14 protein-coding genes are annotated in these 18,392 nt (G+C 71.3%); all 14 read left to right on the top strand.

The genetic code is table 11. From position 1 onward, the window contains the following. Positions 1-155: 155 nt before the first annotated feature. The 14 genes from ADL29_RS38865 to ADL29_RS38800 all read left to right on the top strand — a co-directional run bounded on the left by ADL29_RS38865 (position 156) and on the right by ADL29_RS38800 (position 18,355). On the top strand, positions 156-875 hold the full coding sequence (locus ADL29_RS38865) for a thioesterase II family protein (protein WP_053928187.1): 720 nt from the start codon (positions 156-158) through the stop codon (positions 873-875). A 27-nt stretch (positions 876-902) separates the two neighbouring features. Next, a complete protein-coding gene (locus ADL29_RS38860; RefSeq protein WP_053928186.1) occupies positions 903-1,475 on the top strand; it encodes an isocitrate lyase/phosphoenolpyruvate mutase family protein in 573 nt (190 codons plus the stop codon). Next, positions 1,472-2,404 (top strand): beta-ketoacyl-[acyl-carrier-protein] synthase family protein, encoded by a 933-nt coding sequence (locus ADL29_RS38855; protein ID WP_053928185.1) that lies wholly within the window; start codon positions 1,472-1,474, stop codon positions 2,402-2,404. Before ADL29_RS38860 ends, ADL29_RS38855 begins: the two co-directional genes overlap by 4 nt. 107 nt (positions 2,405-2,511) lie before the next feature. Beyond that, positions 2,512-4,683, top strand: a complete 2,172-nt coding sequence (locus tag ADL29_RS38850) for an iron-containing redox enzyme family protein (RefSeq protein ID WP_053928184.1) — start codon at positions 2,512-2,514, stop codon at positions 4,681-4,683. Next, positions 4,683-5,864, top strand: coding sequence for an acyl-CoA dehydrogenase family protein (locus ADL29_RS38845; protein ID WP_053928183.1), 1,182 nt, complete (start codon positions 4,683-4,685; stop codon positions 5,862-5,864). The genes ADL29_RS38850 and ADL29_RS38845 overlap by 1 nt, the downstream gene beginning before the upstream one ends. Beyond that, complete coding sequence (locus ADL29_RS38840) at positions 5,861-6,967, top strand: cytochrome P450 (RefSeq protein WP_107095193.1); 1,107 nt, start codon at positions 5,861-5,863, stop codon at positions 6,965-6,967. The genes ADL29_RS38845 and ADL29_RS38840 overlap by 4 nt, the downstream gene beginning before the upstream one ends. A gap of 94 nt (positions 6,968-7,061) precedes the next feature. Then, entirely contained in the window at positions 7,062-8,363 is a 1,302-nt protein-coding gene (locus tag ADL29_RS38835; protein WP_053928182.1) for a lysine N(6)-hydroxylase/L-ornithine N(5)-oxygenase family protein, read from the top strand. A gap of 1 nt (position 8,364) precedes the next feature. Continuing rightward, complete coding sequence (locus tag ADL29_RS38830) at positions 8,365-9,432, top strand: NAD(P)/FAD-dependent oxidoreductase (protein WP_053928181.1); 1,068 nt, start codon at positions 8,365-8,367, stop codon at positions 9,430-9,432. Further along, entirely contained in the window at positions 9,429-11,687 is a 2,259-nt protein-coding gene (locus ADL29_RS38825; protein WP_053928180.1) for a class I tRNA ligase family protein, read from the top strand. The genes ADL29_RS38830 and ADL29_RS38825 overlap by 4 nt, the downstream gene beginning before the upstream one ends. Continuing rightward, positions 11,684-14,986, top strand: a complete 3,303-nt coding sequence (locus ADL29_RS38820) for a non-ribosomal peptide synthetase (RefSeq protein ID WP_053928179.1) — start codon at positions 11,684-11,686, stop codon at positions 14,984-14,986. Before ADL29_RS38825 ends, ADL29_RS38820 begins: the two co-directional genes overlap by 4 nt. Continuing rightward, positions 14,983-16,482, top strand: a complete 1,500-nt coding sequence (locus tag ADL29_RS38815; protein ID WP_053928178.1) for an AMP-binding protein — start codon at positions 14,983-14,985, stop codon at positions 16,480-16,482. Before ADL29_RS38820 ends, ADL29_RS38815 begins: the two co-directional genes overlap by 4 nt. Continuing rightward, complete coding sequence (locus ADL29_RS38810; RefSeq protein WP_053928177.1) at positions 16,475-16,732, top strand: acyl carrier protein; 258 nt, start codon at positions 16,475-16,477, stop codon at positions 16,730-16,732. The genes ADL29_RS38815 and ADL29_RS38810 overlap by 8 nt, the downstream gene beginning before the upstream one ends. Position 16,733: 1 nt before the next feature. After that, positions 16,734-17,330 (top strand): GNAT family N-acetyltransferase, encoded by a 597-nt coding sequence (locus ADL29_RS38805; RefSeq protein WP_053928176.1) that lies wholly within the window; start codon positions 16,734-16,736, stop codon positions 17,328-17,330. After that, positions 17,327-18,355: a C45 family autoproteolytic acyltransferase/hydrolase gene (locus tag ADL29_RS38800; RefSeq protein WP_245689813.1), complete on the top strand. Its 1,029-nt coding sequence runs from the start codon at positions 17,327-17,329 to the stop codon at positions 18,353-18,355. Before ADL29_RS38805 ends, ADL29_RS38800 begins: the two co-directional genes overlap by 4 nt. Positions 18,356-18,392: the final 37 nt, after the last annotated feature.

Raw genomic sequence — 18,392 nt, 5'->3', positions numbered from 1 at the left:
ACAATTGAATCCGTCTTCCGTGGATCGGATCATCAACTGCGGTCGACGAGCGAGGCTTTTCCTGAGTTCACCGTCCGGACGGCGACCCTGTTTTACCTGGGGCTCGGCAGAAGGAGGAAACGTTTTGCCTGGGCTCGACAGGAGGGGAAACGCGGATGGATTCATGGTTCGAGACGGCACGCGCCGTGCCGTCGGGGTGGCCCCGTACCTACTGCTTTGCGCATGCCGGCGGCCGGGCGCAGGCGTTCGTCGAGTGGCAGGAGGCGTTGGCGGGAGTGACCGCACTGGTAGCGGTCACGCCGCCCGAGCGCACCGGGATCGAGACGCTCTGCGATCAGGTCGCCGAGCGGATCGCGGCGCACCGCACCGGGCCGTTTCTGCTGTTCGGGCACAGTCTTGGGGCGCTGATCGCCTTCGAGGTCGCCCGCAGGCTCGGCGATCGCCCCGCGCACCTGATCGCTTCCGGCTGTGTCGCGCCGGCCCTGCACCCGACGCCGCGGATGGTCGAGGTGGCGGGGCTCGACGGCCACCGCCTCACCGACGCGGTCGCGCTCTACGGGGGATTGCGGCCCGAGATCGTGGCCGATCCCGAACTGCAGGAATTCATCCTGCCCGATGTCCGAGCCGATTTCGAAAGGGTCGCGGAGTATCGGTATCGCCCCGCCCCGGCACTGCCGTTCGGGATCTCGCTGGTCAACGGTGTCGACGATCCGCTGGTCCGCCCCGACGACCTGGCGGACTGGTCGCGTGAGGGTGTTGGCGAGCCCGAGAGGCACTGGTCCGAGGGCGGCCACTTCTATTTCGAGCACCATCCGGAAGCGGTCACCGACGTAATCCGCCGTGCGGCGGAGGCATTACCGGTCGAGCTGATTTAGACCGGGCGGCAACCGAGAAAGGGATGCATGACCGAGCAACGTAGCAAGGCCGTCGCCTTCTCCGAACTGCACCGCACCGGCACCTTCATCCTGCCCAACCCATGGGACGCCGGAACCGCGCGGCTCCTCGCCGCCCACGGCTTCGCCGCGCTCGCGACGACCAGCGCCGGTCTCGCCTTCAGCAGGGGCCGAGCCGCCCGCGCGCAACCGTTCCCCTTCACCGTGACCGCCCGCGCCGACAACTTCTTCCACGGACGCCCTGACCTCCACGACACCGTCCGCCGGCTCCAGGCATTCGCGGAAGCCGGCGCGGATGTGCTCTACGCACCGGCGCTGCCGAGCACCGAGGCCGTCAGGGCGGTCTGCTCCTCACTGGACAAGCCGGTCAACGTGCTCGCGGCCGGCCCCCTCCTCGAACGGTCGGTCACCGAGCTGGGCGCCCTGGGGGTCCGCCGGATCAGCCTCGGCTCGGCGCTGCCCAGGGCCGCGCTGACCGCGGTGCTGGACGCGGCGGCCGAACTCGCGGGGCCGGGCACCTTCGGATTCGCCAGGTCCGCGCTCGGCTACGCCGAATCCAACGCCCTGCTGAGCGGGTCATGACCCCCGCCTACCTCACCGCCCCCGGCTATCTGCTCGGCGAGATCGAGCAGGACCACCACGAGATCCCCGGCTTCGCCGCGCGCGCTCGGGAGTACGGCATGCAGCCCGACGCACGGCTGTGGGGCTGGGGCAAGGTCCACCGCACCGAGAAACCGCTGGAGGAGCTGGTCATCGAGACCGGGAAGACGGTCATCGCGGCCGGGGGGAGGGACACCGGGACCGGGAAACCGGTCGTCGGCCCGGCGGACGTGGACTTCCTGGTGTTGTGCTCGACGCAGTTCCCCGGCGACGCGCACACCCACGGCAGGTTCATGGAGACGGTCATGAGCGGCCTCGGTCTCGACTGCGGCTTCCTCGGCCTGACCCTCAACCGATGCACCAACCTGGTGACCGGACTCGGCGTGGCCGAGGCGTTCGTCCGGGCCGGCACCTACCGCACCGTCCTGGTGATCACCGCGGACCGCTGCGCCACGGAGTCCGCCCGTATGGAGAACTTCGCCCTCTTCAGCGACGGCGCCGCCGGCTGCCTGGTCACCGCGCAACCGGGCGACTACGAGATCCTGGGCTCGGCCGGCGCACAGGACAACCGGGCGCTGGACTGGCACAACGACATCAGCGCGGATCTGTCGAGGCAAGTCAACGACTCCCTGCTGACCCGGCACGGCCTGACCCCCGGCGACCTGGCCGGCGTGCTGCACACCAACCTGTACCTCCCGATCGTCGTGATGAAGGAACGCCTGGCCGGTTTCACGCTCGGGCAGCTCGACACCGCCAACACCGCCCGGACCGGCCACTGCTTCGCCGCCGACCCGCTGATCAACCTCGCCGACCGCCGCACCGAGCCAGGCGGGTACTACCTGCTCGCCGCGAGCGTGCCGGGTTCCCGCGCCGCCATGTTGCTGCACCAACCCACCACGGCCACCAGCTGAACTCCACGGCCACCAGCTGAACTCCAAGGTCACGAGCCGAAGACCCAGGCCATGAGCCGCACACGGCCACGAGCCGAACAGCCTGAGGACAGTTGTCCGGAGGTTCCATGTCTGCTTTCGCCCTGCCCGATTCCTTCGTCGTAGCGCCCCTGTCCACCTCCGAGTTCGACCCGGCCACCGCGGCGACGGCCCACGAAGTGATCGCCGCGGGTCCCGAGTCCGTCTACCACCGGCTGATCGGCGATCAGGAGTCCGAGGCGGTGTTCCTCCTCGCCCGGCATGTGCTGAACGGTTTCCTCGGCGCCGCGGGGGAGACCGACACCCCGGCCGACGGTGAGCAGGAGGCCGATCGTCTCGCCGAACAGACAGCCGAGGTGCGTCGGCAGATCACCGGGATGCTGCGGCCGTTGTCCGAGGCCGAGAGCCGGGTGCGGGACGCCGTGCTGGCCCAGCGTGCGCCGCTGGCGCTGATCGGGGGCTGCTGGCTCGACACGGTCTCCCAGCCCGCCACCCAGCCCGCGACCGTGGTGAACCACCTGGTGCGCCACCAGTTCGTCTGGCGCGGCGAGGGCAACCCCCGGCGCGGCCTGCACCAACTGCGCGGGCGCGCACTGGAAGAACGGGGCGTGTTCCTGCCGGAGGTCACGGCGCCGGACTTCCTGCGGCAGGCCGAGGCCCGGCCGCTCACCGCATGGCACGGCGCCTACCGGCTCGCCCTGGCCAGGCTGCCGGCGACGTTCCTGCCCGAGGTGGTCGGCACGCACTACGTCATGGCCGCGCTCGGCGTCGACGAACTCCTGCTCGGCACCCGGCCCATGCTCACCGAAGCGGACCTGCGGGCCACCCTCGCCGACTACCTCGCACTGGCCCCGCCGCCGGTCAGCCGCAGGGTGTGCGCCGCGGTCACCCGCACGCTGGCGATGGAACGGGACCATGTGCGCCTGCTCGCCGACGTCGCCGCGTGGCATGCGGGTCTCTCACTGGACGCACAGGTCGAGCGGATCGTGGCCCGGCATGCCCCGTTCGCCGGCAAGCAGCACCGTGACGTCCGCGTCGGCGGCAAGCCGCTGACCGAACGGTTTCACGCCCCCGACGTCGACCTGGCCGGATTCCTCGCCGATTTCCGGGCGTCACCCCAGATGAAGCCGCGGGACGGCGGGTGCCGGTTCCTGCGGGCCATCAAATTCGGCGGTCCCATGTTCGGCATCTTCGACGAGGGCGAGGCGGCAACCTTCCAGCGGTGGGCCGAGGCGATCGCCGCGGGCGACCCGCCCGGCCCCGGCCTCACCCCGAACTCGGCCGGTGACGACGCCGCGTACGCACTCGGGGAGGCGATCGCCGCGCCTCCGCCCGGGGTACGGTTCTGCACCGCCGCCCGCGGCGACGACCGCGCATTCCTGCACCGGCTGGTCAACATCGAGAACTTCCCCGGCACCCTGACCCTCGCCCGCGCGCACGCCGAGGACGGGCTCGCCCGCGCCGAGATCCTCTTCGATCACGGCGGTGACGGCGTCCTCACCGACGCGAGCTGGTTCGACTACTCGCCCGAGGCCCTGAACGAGCGCGTCGACCGCATCTACTGGGACAAGCTGGTCAACCCGTACCAGCCCTTGACCGAGATCCCCGACCGCGACGAGGTGATCTTCCATCAGACCACCTTCGCGCTCGGCAGCATGATCGACGGCGCCTGGGCCCACCGCATCGGCGCGACCGGTCGCTACACCCGCCGCAGCGACGGGATGCTCTACTCCATCTACGCCGACGAGATGGGCCGCGGCGACCTCACCAAGAACCACATCACCCTGATCTACCGCGTGCTCGCCAGCCTGGGCATCGAGGTGCCGCACCTCCGGGACACCGCGTTCCTCGACCAGGACGAACTGCCCGACCACCTCTACGGGTTCTCGCTGTTCCAGCTCAGCCTCGCGCTGTTCCCGGACTCGCTCTACGACGAAATCCTCGGCTACAACCTGGGCATCGAGATGTTCGGACTCGGCACCATGCGCATGCACGAGATGCAGAAACTGCGCCATCACGGGTTCGACGTCGCCTACGAGGAGGCGCATCTCGCCATCGACAACCTTTCCGCAGGGCACGCGCGGCAGTCGGCCGAGATCATCATCGCCTACCTGCACGACGTGGCGAGGCTGTCCGGAGCCGACGCGGTGCCCTCGCACTGGCGGCGGATCTGGCGCGGCTACGCCTCGTTCGCCTACTTCATCGAGCACGACCTGGTGGCCGGCCTCGCCCGGCGCGAGCCGGTGGACCTGGTGATCTGATGACGACGACCACGCCCCCCAGCACCTTCGACACCCGGCTCCTGGCCCTGCCCCTGTACGACGACCACCACCGCGCGCTGGCCCGGCGCCTGGTGACGTGGTGTGCGGAGCACCGGGATCTGCTCGCCGGTGACGGCCGGCCGGAAGACGTCGGCCGGGATATCCTCCGGGCGCTCGGCGACGCGGGCTGGCTGGCGTTCCTCGACCAAGGCCCCGACGACCACCGCGCGCTGTGCCTGGCGCGGGAGGCGCTGGCGTACCACGGCGACCTCGCCGACTTCGCGTTCTCCATCCAGGCACTGGCGGCCACCCCGATCCGCCGCTTCGGCACCGACGACCAGCGCCGCCGGTATCTGCCGGGACTGGCCGCGGGCACGCTGTGCGGCGCCTTCGCGGTGTCCGAGGAGTCGGCGGGTTCGGACGTCGCCGCGATCGGTCTCGACGCGTGCGAGACCGAGGCCGGCTGGGTGCTCAACGGCGGCAAGGCATGGATCGCCAACGCGGGCATCGCCGATGTGTACACGGTGATCGCGCGGACCGGCCCCGGCCCGGGCGCGCTCGGACTCAGCGCCTTCCTGGTGCCCGCGACCACGCCCGGCCTGCGCGTCGAGCCGGTCCCGGTGATCGCCCCGCGGGCGTTCGGGCACCTGGCCTTCGACGACTGCCCGCTGCCGCGGGAAGCCCTGCTCGGCAGGCGCGGCGCCGGATTCCCGATCGCGATGGAGGTGCTGGACCGGTTCCGGATGACCGTCGGCGCCGCCGCACTCGGCTTCGCCCGCCGGGCCGCCGACGCGGCGCTGGCCAGGGCACGGGACCGGCCGATGCTGGGCGGGAAGCTGTTCGACCTGCCCACGGTGCGCGCCGCCTTCGCCGACATCGAGGTGAAGCTGGACGCGGCCGCGCTGCTGGTGGCCCGGTCGGCCTGGGAGACCGACCAGGGCGGCCCCCGCCACGCCAGGCACTCCGCGGTCGCCAAGCTCTACGCCACCGAGGCCGCGCAGGAGATCGTGGACCGTGCGGTGCAGATCTTCGGCGCGGCCGGGCTGGTCCGCGACAGCCTGCTGGAGCGGCTGTACCGGCAGATCCGGTCGCTGCGGATCTACGAGGGCTCGTCGGAAGTGCAGCAGGCGGTCATCGCGGCGGCGATCGATCCGAACCGGACCCACCGAGGGGCATCGTGACGCAGCCACTTCCTGCGACGCCGGGCACGGCGGCCACACACCCCGACCCCTATCCGTTCTATGCCGACCTGGTGGCCCACCGCCCGTTCGGCCACGACAGCGACAGTGGGCTGTGGGTGGCAGCCGGCGCATCGGCGGTGTCCGCGGTGCTCGCCGATCCGGCCTGCCGAGTGCGGCCGCCGACCGAGCCGGTGCCGTGCGGCATCCTCGGCACCCCGGCCGGTGAGGTGTTCGGCGAGCTGGTCCGGATGACCGACGGTGCCCCGCAGATACGGCGCAAGCAGGTCCTGCTGGCGGCGCTGCATACGATCACCGAGGAGCGGGTCGTCGCGCTGGCCGCCGAGCAGGCGGGCAGCGCGACCGACTGGACGGACCTCCAGTTCGGGGTGCCCGTACGGGTGGTGGCCGCGCTGCTCGGCCTCGCCGGGGACGTCCCGGGCGAGGCGGCCCGGCTCATCGGCGAGTTCGTCCGGTGTATTCCCGCATCGGCCACCGCCGGGGACCAGGCGGCCGCGGCCGCCGCGGCCACCCGGCTGCGCGACCTGCTCGGCCCGTACGTGCGCGCCGGGAGCGGCGGTCTGACCGGTGAGCTGGTCCGCCTGGCCGCCCGCGACGACCGGCCACAGAGCGCTCCGCTGCTCGCCAACGTGATCGGCCTGCTGTCGCAGACCTATGACGCCACCGCGGGGCTGATCGGCAACACCCTGCTCGCGCCGGCCCGCCACGGACCACCGGACGATCTCCCGGCCTTCGTCGCGGAGGTGGCCAGGCATGACGCGCCCATCCAGAACACCCGTCGCTTCGTGGCGACCGCCACCACCATCGCCGGCCACGAAGTGCCCGCCGGCTCGGCGATCCTGCTGCTGCTCGCCGCGGCCAACCGCGACCCGGCCGCCAACCCCGATCCCCACGCGTTCCGCCCCGGCCGGGCGGATCCGCGGGTGTTCACCTTCGGCCAGGGAGCCCACCGGTGCCCCGGCCGGGCCATGGCCGCCGCGATCACCCTCGGCGTGACCGCCACGGTGACCGGGACGCCCTCCCACGAGGGCTACCGGCCCTCACCCAACGCCCGTATCCCCGTCCTGAAAGGGCAGTTCGGATGACCCGATTACGGCTCAGGCACGAGGTGCGCGGCACCGACCGAGCAACGAAGACCGAACCCAGGTGGTCCTCGACCGGAAGCGGGGGCAGCAAAAAATGACCGACAAACATTTCGGCGTGCTCGGTATCGGTGTCGGTCCGGCCAATCTCAGCCTGGCCGCGCTGCTGTATCCGCACCGGGACCTGCCCAGCCTGTTCCTCGACCGCAAGGAAGCCTTCGGCTGGCACGACGGCCAGCAGATCCCCGGCACCTCACTGCAGGTGTCGATGCTGAAGGACCTGGTGAGCCTGGCCGATCCGACCAGCCCGTTCTCGTTCCTGAACTACCTGCACGACCAGGGACGGATCTACCACTTCATCAACGCCCAGTTCGACGCCGTGCCGCGGCAGGAGTTCCGCAACTACCTGGAATGGGCGAGCTCGCGGATGAAGAACATCGTGTTCGGCGAGGAAGTGCGGTCGGTCGATTTCGACGGCGTGTTCAAGGTGCACACCGACGAGCGGGTGTTCACCGCGGACCACATCTCCGTCGGCATCGGCAGCCAGCCGTGGATTCCGCCGACCGGACCGGACCGGCAGGCACCCGGTCAGTTCCATGTGCGCGACTTCGTCGACAAGGCCGTCGATCTCGGCGGCAAGCGCGTCGTGGTGGTGGGCGGCGGGCAGTCGGGCGCCGAGGCGTTCCTCGACCTGATCTCCCGTGAGGGCGGCGAACTCCCCAGCCGGGTCTCGTGGTTCTCCCGGCGCCGCAACTTCCTGCCGATCGACGACTCACCGTTCACCAACGACTTCTACATGCCGAGCTATTCGGAGTACTTCTACGGCCTGGAGCGCGCCACCCGTGAGCGGATCAACCAGGAGAACGTCCTCTCCAGCGACGGTATCTCCGAGCCGACGCTGCGCGCGATCTACCAGCGCACCTACCACCACCGGTTCATCGCACGCTCGCCCGGCCTGATCAGGCTGTACCCGAACCGGGAGATCACCGACGTGGACCGGGCCGGTGCCGGGTGGGAGCTGACGGTGGTCAACAAGGACCGGCCCGACGAACCCCAGCACGCGACGGCCGACGTGATCGTCTGGTCGACCGGCTTCCGTACCGGCCTCCTCGAACTGCTCGCCCCGTTGGCGGGCCGGCTCGCCTGCGACGAAGGCGAGTACCAGGTGGACCGGGACTACGCGGTGAGCTGGGACGGCCCCGAGGACCACCACATCTTCATCCAGAACGGGACCCCCACCCAGCGCGGTCTCGCCGACAAGAACCTGAGCCTGCTGGCCTGGCGCAGCCAGCGCATCGTCGACCGTCTGCGCGGTGTGCAGCGGGAGGAACAGCTCTCCTCCTTCGTCGGGTGGGCCAACGAGGGCAGCGAGGACGGCGAGCTGAAGGGGAGGGTGTGAGATGGCGCCCGGCACAGTCGCGGTGATCGGCGGGGGCGTCATCGGCTCCCTGGTGGCCCGGCAGCTCGTCCACGAGCATCCGTCCGGCACGGTGCTGCTCCTGGACCGGGACGCGGTCGGCAGCGGCGCCAGCAGGCGTTCGGCCGGACTGCACTTCCCGCGCGGCGCGAGCGAGCGGGTGCGCCGGATGTCGGCGTACAGCCAGGAGTTCTACGAACAGCTCAAGGCCGACCGGCCCGCCTCACCGATCTGTCCGGTCGGCATGTCGGTGCTGTCGCGGGGCAGTTGGGACGACCTGGCGGGGATCTATCACGAGCCGGTCCGCCGTGACGATGCCCCGGCCGCGCTGGACGCCTGCGGCGCCGAGATCCGCGTGCCGCCGCAGACATCGGTCTGGGACGTCCGGCGCGCCCATTACGCCGATGTGCACCGCCTCGTACAGATCCTGGTCACCGGCCTGCGCCCGCGTGTCGGGGTGCGGGAGGGAGTCCGTGTCACCGCGCTGGAGCCGGACGGCCGCGGTGTGGCGCTCGCGCTCGGCACGGGCGAGCGGCTGACCGTCGACCGGGCGGTGCTGGCGCCGGGACCGTGGCTGGGCGCCCCCGCATGGGCCGATCTGGTCGCACCGCTGGGCGCACGCATCAAGAAGATCGTCGCCCTGCACATCGACCGGCCCGCGGACGAGGCCGACCGGGCGCTCGTCTTCCACGACGAGGACGCCTTCCTGCTGCCCCTGGCCTACCGGGGCCACTGGCTGTTCAGCTACACCTGCCAGGACTGGGACGTCGACCCCGACCAGGTCGGCGCCGACCTCGCCGAGGCCGACGTGGAGCGGGCCCGCGAGTGCCTGAGCCGCTACGCGCCCGCGCTCGCGCGGCGGTGCACGTCCGGGCGCGTGTTCTGCGATGCCTACAGCCCCTCCAGGGAGCCGCTCGTGCGCGCGCTCGACCCGGACGGCCGGGTGGTGTTCGCCGGCGCGGCCAACGGATCCGGCTATCGCCTCGCCCCGGCCATCGCGGCCGAGGCCGTCCAGTTGCTGTACCCGAGCGTGAAAGGGAGTTTGCGATGAAGATCGACACCTTCGACCCCGCGGCGCTCAGTGCTGCCTTCGGCATCGATATGAGCACCATCGACCTTCCCGGTGTCGCAGGGCTGGGAGCGGGCTGGGGCCGAGTGGCACCGGGCAGGCGCTCCGACGCGCACCAGCACGACGAGACAGAGATGTTCGTCATCGTGTCGGGCACCGGCGAGGTCGTGGTGGACGGCGCGCGGCATCCGGTGGGGCCGGGCACCGTCATCACGTTCGACCCGTTCGAGGCGCATGTGCTCGACAACACCGGTGACGAGGACGTCGTGTTCGTGACCTGCTACTGGCGCGATCCCCGGCACGCCGCGGAGGCTGCCACGCGCACCGGACGGCGGCGCTTCGACGAACGGCCGGTGTTCGTCTTCTCCACGCCGCCCACTCCCAACGGGGACCTGCACCTTGGGCATCTGTCCGGGCCGTACCTCGGTGCGGACGCGTTCGTCCGGTTCCAGCGGATGAACGGGGTGCGCGCGTGGCACCTGACCGGCAGCGACGACTACCAGAGCTATGTGGTCGCCAGGGCGGAGCAGGACCGGAGCACGCCCGAGCGGGTCGCCGCACAGTACAGCGCCGAGATCGCCCGGACGCTCGAGCTGATGGACATCCGGCCCGACCAGTACACCGTGACCAGCACGGACCCCGAATACCGCGAGGGCCTGCGCGACTTCTTCGCCGCCCTCGAGGCGTCGGGCAAGGTGGCCCGGCACGACCTGCCCGCACTCTTCGACCAGGAGACCGGCCAGTACCTCTACGAGGTCGACGTGTCCGGCACCTGCCCGTCCTGCGCGGCCGCCACCAGCGGCAACATCTGCGAGGAGTGCGGAGAGCCCCACCTCGTCGCCGACCTCGCCGACGCGCGCAGCCGCGCCACGGGCGCGGTCCGTGCGGGCAGCCAGGAGCGGTTCGCCCTGCCGCTGCACGAGTTCCGCGAGGCCGTCGCCGCGCACCACCGGCTCGGCCGGGTGCCCGCGCGGCTGCGGGAGCTGGCCGAGCGCGTCTTCGCGCGGGAGACCTTCGACCTGCCCATGAGCCACCCGTCACGATGGGGGGTGGCGCCACGCGGCGCCGACGGCCAAGTGATCTGGGTGTGGCCGGAGATGTCGTACGGATTCCTGCACGGCATCTCCCGGCTCGGCGCCCGCATCGGCGAGTCGTGGCACGCGGACAAGCCGGAGCAGGACTGGAAGATCGTGCACTTCTTCGGCTACGACAACAGCTTCTACCACTCGATCCTCTACCCGGTGCTGTACCGGCTCGCGTTCCCGGACTGGGAGCCGGACATCGACTACCACGTCAACGAGTTCTACCTGCTGGAAAACCAGAAGTTCTCCACCAGCCGCCGGCACGCGGTGTGGGGCAAGGAGATCCTGGCGCCGGAGACGGTGGACGCGGTGCGGTTCTATCTGTCCCGCACCCGCGCGGAGGGCGAGCGCACCAATTTCGAGCGGGACGCCTACACCAAGACCGTGCGCGAGGTGCTGATCGACGGCTGGCAGGGCTGGCTCGCCGACCTCGGCCGCCGGCTCACCTCCCGGTACGGCGGCGTCGTCCCGGACGCCGGAGTGTGGACCCCCGAACACACCGCGTTCTCCGCCCGGCTCGGTGCGCGCCTCACCGCCGTGACCGCGCATCTCGGCCAGGACGGGTTCTCCCTGCGGGCGGCCACCACCGAACTGGAGGGCATCGTCACCGACGCGCGGGCGTTCGCCGCCCGCGAGGAGGTGCTCGCCGACGCGTCCGGCTGGCAGTCGGAGAACCGTACGGCGATGGCGCTGGAACTGGCCGCGGCCCGGCTGCTGGCCAGGGTCGCCACGCCGGTCATGCCGCGCTTCGCCGCCCGCCTCGCCGCCCTGCTCGGCGAGGACGACGAGGGCGGGCCGGCCTGGCCGTCGACCGTGGCGCTGGTACCTGCCGGGACCAGGGTGGACCTGACCGGCCAGGTGTTCTTCGCCGCCGAGCCGGCGGCGTCCGATACCCCGGGAGCCGCCGGACCGCCCGACGCCGAGGACCCGCTGCCCTGGCTCGCCGACCTGATCCGCAGCACCCTCGGGCTGCCCGCGGACGCGGCGGTGGCGGACAAGACGCTCAAGGAGCTCGGCGCGTCCTCGTTGCAGGCCGTCGCCGTGCAGTACCAGATCCTGGAGCGGCTCGATCTCGACATTCCGATACCGGAGCTGCTCGCCGAGCGGAACGTCGCCGCGCTGGGCCGGGCGCTCGCCCAGGAGGTGGCCAAGTGACCAGTTATCTCACGGTGTTGGAGGAGATCGACGCCCGCGGTCTGAGCATCGTCGCCGCCGGTGAGGACCTGCGCCTCCAGGGACCCCGCGAGCGCGTGGACGCCGACCTGGTCGGCCGGATCAAGGCCGTCAAGTCCGAGCTCATCGCCCACCTCACCCCGGACCCCGGGTTCGCGCTGACCCCGTTGCAACAGGGTTATCTGGCGGGCCGGGACGAGGTGTTCGAGCTGGGCAACGTGGCCAGCTACGTCTACCACGAGATCGAGGGCCGCTGGGACGTCGACCGGCTCGAGGCCGCGCTGAACGCCGTGGTCGCCCGGCACGACTGCCTCCGCTCCCGGTTCACCCAGGCGCAGACCCAGGTCCGGCAGCAGCGGATCGACGTCCGGATCCACCGGGCCGACCTGCGGGACGACGACGGCACCGGGCTCGCCGCGCAGCGCGCACGCTGGTCGCACCGGATGCTGCCGACCACCCCGGCGCCCCTGCTCGCGGCCGAGGTGTCGCTCCTGTCCGAAGAGCGGATGGTCCTGCACATCGGCCACGACGGCCTGGTCATGGACGGGATCAGCATGTTCCTGTTCTTCCGGGAGTGGTGGGCGCAGTACGCGGGGGAGCGGCAACAGACCGACGAGGAGGCCTCCTTCGAGACCTACGTGGCCGCCCTCGAAACCGCCCGCGCCCGCAAGCCGTACGCCCGGGCCAAGGCCTACTGGCTGGAGCGGCTGGACGGCGGCAGCCTGTGGGGACATCCGGAGCTGCCGCTGGCGAAGGACCCGTCCGCGATCACCGCGCCCCACTTCTCCCAGCGCGTCGTCCGGGTCCCGGAGCAGCGGTGGGAGGCACTCAAGCAGCACGCCGCCGCGGCCGGTGTCACCCCCTCCGGCCTGCTCTTCGCCGCATACGCCGAGACCCTCGCGTGCTGGGGCGCCGGCCCCCGGTTCACCCTGACCACCACGGTGGCCAACCGGCCGCCCCTCCACCCGCGCATCCTGGAGTCGATCGGGCAGTACAGCGACCCGATGCTCGTCGCCGTCGAGCTGGATCGCGGGGTGCCCTTCGCCGAGCGGGCCAAGGCGCTGCAGGAGCGGCTGCGGACCGACCTCGACAACCGGCACTTCTCCGGCATCGAGGTGCTGCGGGAACTGGGCCTGCGCAGCGGCGGGCAGCCGCGGATGCCGTTCACCTTCAACAGCGCCCTCGGCTATCCGCTCGCGGACGTGGACGGCTCCGCGCTGGAGTTGTTCGGACCCGAGGTGCACACGGTCAGCCAGACACCGCAGACCCGGCTCAATGTGTTCGCCATGGAGCAGCACGGCGGTGTCGTCGTCCAGCTCGACGGCGTCGACGAGCTCTTTCCGGAGGGCCTCCTCGACGACCTGGCACAGGGCTACCAGCGCCTGCTCGACCTGCTCACCGACGAGAGCGCGTGGCACCACCACGGCTTCGACCTGCTGCCCGCCGAGCAGCGGGACCGCAGGCGCGCGGCCAACGACACCGACCGGCCGCGCCCGCACCAGCTGCTGCAGCAACCGTTCGTGGACCGGGCGCGGCGCAGTCCGCAGGCACCGGCGGTGATCACCGCGACCGGCGAGCTGAGCTACGGCGAGCTGTACCGGCGGGCCCGTGCCGGGGCGAGGTGGCTGCGCGCCCAGGGGGTCGGCCGCGACGAACTCGTCGGCCTGGTGATGACGCGAGGCCCCGAGCAGATCGTCGGGATCATGGCGACGCTCCTGGCGGGCGCGGCCTACCTTCCCGTCGACGCGGACCTGCCCGCGCGCAGGCAGCGGGAACTGCTCGACCACGGCGAGGTGCGGTGCGTGCTCACCAACGCCGCCTGGGACGACCCGTCAGGGCAGCGCACGGCGCTCGTGCTGGACTGCACCACCGCATCCGACGACGGACCGGAACTCGCCCCCCTCCCCGGGGCGCACCCCGACGACCTCGCCTATGTGCTGCCCACCTCGGGCACGACCGGCACGCCGAAGGGCGTCATGGTCAGCCACCGCAGCGTGGCCAACGTCGTCAGTGACTGCACCCGCCGGTTCGGCGTCGGCCCGGGCGACCGGCTGTTCGCGGTCAGCGCGTTCAGTTTCGATCTGTCCGTCTACGACGTGTTCGGCGCGCTGTCCGCAGGTGCCGCGCTGGTGCTGCCCGACCACGACAAGGCCGCCGACCCGGCGCACTGGCTCGAGATGTGCGCGCGCGGCGGGGTCACAGTGTGGAACTCGGTACCGGGGATCGTGGCGCTGCTGCATGACCAGGCACGCGCGGAGGGGCTCGCCCCGCTCGCCGGCCTGCGGCTGGTGATGATGAGCGGCGACCGTATCCCGCCGGAACTGCCCGCCGCACTGCGGTCGAGCCTGCCCGGCCTCGACGTGGTCGCACTGGGCGGGCCGACCGAGACGACGGTCTGGAACGTCCTCCACCCGACCGGTCCGGACGACGACGGCTCGCGCCGCATCCCGTACGGGCGGCCGAACGACAACAACAGGCTGTATGTGCTCGACGAGGACGGACGGGACCTGCCGGACTGGGTGACCGGCGAGATCGTCGCCTCGGGGACCGGCCTGGCCCGCGGGTACTGGAAGGACGAGCGGGCGACCGGCGAGAAGTTCTTCTTCGACCGGCGACGGGGTGTACGGCTCTACCGGACCGGTGACCTCGGGCGCTATCTGCCGTCCGGGGAGATCGACATCCTCGGCCGGGCGGACTTCCAGATCAAGGTCAACGGCTACCGGATCGAGGCGGGCGAGGTGGAGTCGCGCCTCGTCGCGCTGGACGGCGTGCGGCAGGCCGTGGTGGTCCGCCGGCCGGGCAGCCGGGGCGACCGGCTGGTGGCGCACCTGGTGCCGGACGAACCGCAACAGCCGTTGCCGGACGACGACCGGCGGCGCCCGGCCGAGGAGCTGCGTACGGCGCTGCGCGGCCAACTGCCGGAATACATGGTGCCGTCCGCCGTGGTGTGGCACGACAGCCTGCCGCTGACCGCCAACGGCAAGGTCGACCGGCCGCAACTGGCCTCGGGGGAGGCGCCCGGGGCCAAGGCCGCCCCGTCCGGCGACGCGGTACCGGCTCAAGGCATCGAGCGGGAGCTCGCCGAGCTGTGGGCGAGCGTGCTCAAGGTGCCGGAGGTGGACGCCCTGACCCCGCTGGCCGACATCGGCGCCGACTCGCTCGCCGCGGCACGCATCCTGGCCGGGGTGCGCAAGCGGTACAAGATCACCATCCCGCTGTCGGAACTGGTCCGGATCAACACCGTACGGGCGATGGCCGCCCGGATTGCCGAGGCGTCATGAGCGTGCTCAACCGTGTGATCGGCGGTCCGCCGCGACCGGGCAACCGGCTGACCGTCGCCCGCCTCGGCGCCACCGCGTCATGGGACCTCACCGAGGTCTGGGAGCTCTCGGGCCGGGTCGCCGCGCGACTGCTCGGCCTCGGCGTCCGGCCGGGCGACCGGATCGGCATCCTCGCGGCGAACTCGCTGGAGTGGGTGCTCCTCGATCTGGCCGCACTGCGGATCAAGGCGGTGACCGCGGGGTTCGACCCCGGAAAGTTCGATGCGACCGGGGCCGAGCTCGTCGCCCGTTACGGCCTCACGCTGCTCTTCACCGACCAGGACGAGACGGCGGACCGGGTGCACCCGATTGCCTCTCTGCGTGAACTGCCCCCGTATGAACGGGAGTTGCCGACGTCGGTATGGGAACTCGGCGAGGCACCCGCGCTGAAGTTCACCTCGGGCAGCAGCGGTCCGGCCAAGTCGCTGCTGGCGAGCGCGGGAAGCATCGACAGCTCGCTCGCCGCCGTCCAGGACATGTTCGCGCACGGCCCCGGTGACGACCTCTTCGTCTTCCTGCCGCTCTCCCTGCTCCAGCAGCGGTACTGGGTGTATTCGGCGCTCGCGTTCGGCCACGACGTCACGATCAGCACCTACGAGGCCGCGTTCGCCGCCTTGCGCACGGCGCGGCCGACGGTGGTGATGGGCGTACCCGGCTTCTTCGAGTCGGCACGCGCCCATCTGGAGGCCACGGCCGCCCGTACGGGAGCCTCCCTGGCCGAGGTGGCCGTCGAGACCTTCGGCGACCGGATCCGCTATCTGTGGACGGGCTCCGCGCCGGCGAACCCGGACACCTTGCGCTGCTTCACCGACGCCGGCCTGCCGATCTTCGAAGGCTATGGGCTCAACGAAACCTGCATCGTGACCAAGAACCACCCCGGCGCGCACCGGCCCGGCAGCGTCGGCCGGGTCCTGCCGGGCAAGGAGGTGCTCATCGATGCGGACGGCGTGATCAACGTCCGCAGCGAGCACCCCGTAGCCACGCGCTACGAGCATGCCAGGCCCGGGGACGCGGATCTGATGTTCCGGCCCGGAGGGATCGTCCGCACCGGCGACCTAGGCCATCTCGACGAGGACGGCTATCTGTTCGTCCACGGCCGGGCCGACGACGTCATCGTCCTCGAGAACGGCAAGAAGATCGTGGTACGGCCGATCGAGGAACGGCTCAAGGCCAGCCCGGTGATCGAGGACTGCGTGCTGACCAACCCGTCGCAGCGGCAACTCGTGGCCATCGTCTCCCCGGCGGCGCAGCAGGTGGACACCGACCGGATCGCGGCGGCGCTGCGGCAGGCCAACACCGGTCTCGACCGCGACGAGCAGATCGCCAAGGCCGTCCTGGCGGAGCGGTTCACCGTCGCCAACGGACTGCTCAGTTCCCAGTTCAAACCCCGCCGCAAGCAGATCGAGGCGCGCTACCGCCGCCTCGTCATCGACCCCGAGGAGGGAATCCGTGCCTGACACCATCGAGACCGCGGCCCGCGCGGCGCTGGCCGAGGTCCTGCCGCAGGACCTGCCGCCGGACGCCATCGCACTCGACGCGGAATTCGATCACCTCGGCCTCACCTCGCTGAACAAGGTGCTGTTCCTGACCTCGGTGTGCGACCGCACCAAGGTCGGACTGCAGCACTTCACCGAACACGACCTCGCCGCGATGCGTACGCTCGGCCAGGTCGTCGATGCCCTGTCCCGCCACGCCGAGGTGAACTGACATGAACTGGACCGAACGCGCAGCAGCCGTGCTGGACAACGGCACCGTCCGCCTGCGGCCCGTCACCGAAGCCGACCGGGAACCGATCCGATCGGTGGCGATGGACCCCGCCATCTGGCGCTACTTCGTGTCGCTGGTCAGCGACGAGGCCTCGTACCAGACCTTCTTCGACACGATGCTCGCCGACCAGGCAGCCGGCCGGCGGGTCGTCTTCCACATCACCGACCTGAGCACGGGCCGCACCGCCGGGTCGATGAGCTACGGCAACCTGTCCGAACCGGACCGCCGGCTGGAGATCGGCTGGTCCTGGCTCGGCCGGGACTTCCGCGGCACCGGAGTCAACCGTCATGCCAAGCTGCTGTTGCTGCAGCACGCCTTCGAGCAACTCGGCGCCGAGCGCGTCGAGTTCAAGACCGACCGGCGCAACGAACAGGCCCGCCGCGCCCTGCGCAACATCGGCGCGACCGAAGAAGGAATCCTGCGCAGCTTCAACCCGATGCCGGACGGCACCCGTCGCGACGCCGCGTACTACAGCATCCTGCGCGGCGAATGGCCCTCGGTACGCGACCGCCTCACCGCCACGGCGGACGCGGGGTGACGACGGCCTCCACGGTGGCGCATGTCGTCGCCCACGGCGAACCGTACGACCTGGGCTTCGCGCACGGCACCGTCCTGAAGCAGCGGTTGCGCGCCTTCCTCGACGACGGCGTCGCCCGGCTGAACCACCTCCTGCCCACCGCCGTGTCGGTGGCCGGCCTGTCCGGCGACCTCTCCGCCCACCGGGCGGAGATCACCCGGTCGACGCCCCGGCTGGCCGCCGAGATCGCCGGTCTCGCGGCCGGCGCCGGGCTGACCCTCGACGAGGCCACCCTGCTGCAACTGCGCCGCGAGATCATGGGCTACCGGCGGATCCCCACCAGGGGGGACTGCACCACGTACGCCCGGCCGGGGGTACTGGCGCAGACCGTGGACCTGAACGGGAACCTGGACGACCAGATCGCGGTACTCGAAGTCGGCCACGGCGACCGCACGGCCCTCGTGCTGAGCTTCGCCGGACTGCTCGGCTACCTCGGGGTCAACTCCCGTGGCCTCGCGGTCGGCCTGAACCTGGTTCTCGGCGGGCGCTGGGGCCCGGGCCTGCCACCGTATCTGGCGATCCGTCATCTCCTCGACACCGCCACCTCGGTGGAGTCGGCCCTCGCCGTCCTGCGTACGCTGCCCCTCGCCAGCTCCCGCACGATCGTGCTCGCCGACGCCATCGGGACCGCCTGTGTGGAAGTCATCGGCGACGAGTACCGGGTGACGACGGGACGGGAGTCGGTCCACACCAACCACTTTCTCGCACCGGACTTCACCGGCCGGGACGAGCTGAACGTCTTCGCGCGCAACTCCTCGCTGCGCCGCCTCGAGACGGCCGCATCCGGTCTGCGGGACCTGCCCGCCGACGCCGCGCCCGACGCGCACTTCGCGCTGCTGTCGCAGCCGCCGATCTGCGTCGCCGACCACGGCGACATCCGCACGGAGCGCACCGTCGCCGCCGTCGTCCTCGATGCGAAGAACGCAGCGCTGCATCTGCGTCCGGGCGATCCCCGGCAGTCGAGAACCCAGACCTTCACCCTCTGACCCCTCTCCGATCCTCCTCACCGGTCCGAACTGGAGA

The organism is Streptomyces chattanoogensis (assembly GCF_001294335.1).
GTDB classification, from domain to species: Bacteria; Actinomycetota; Actinomycetes; order Streptomycetales; family Streptomycetaceae; genus Streptomyces; species Streptomyces chattanoogensis.
The sequence above is the reverse complement of the archived record's forward strand: the minus strand, read 5'-3'. Positions and strand labels throughout refer to the sequence as shown.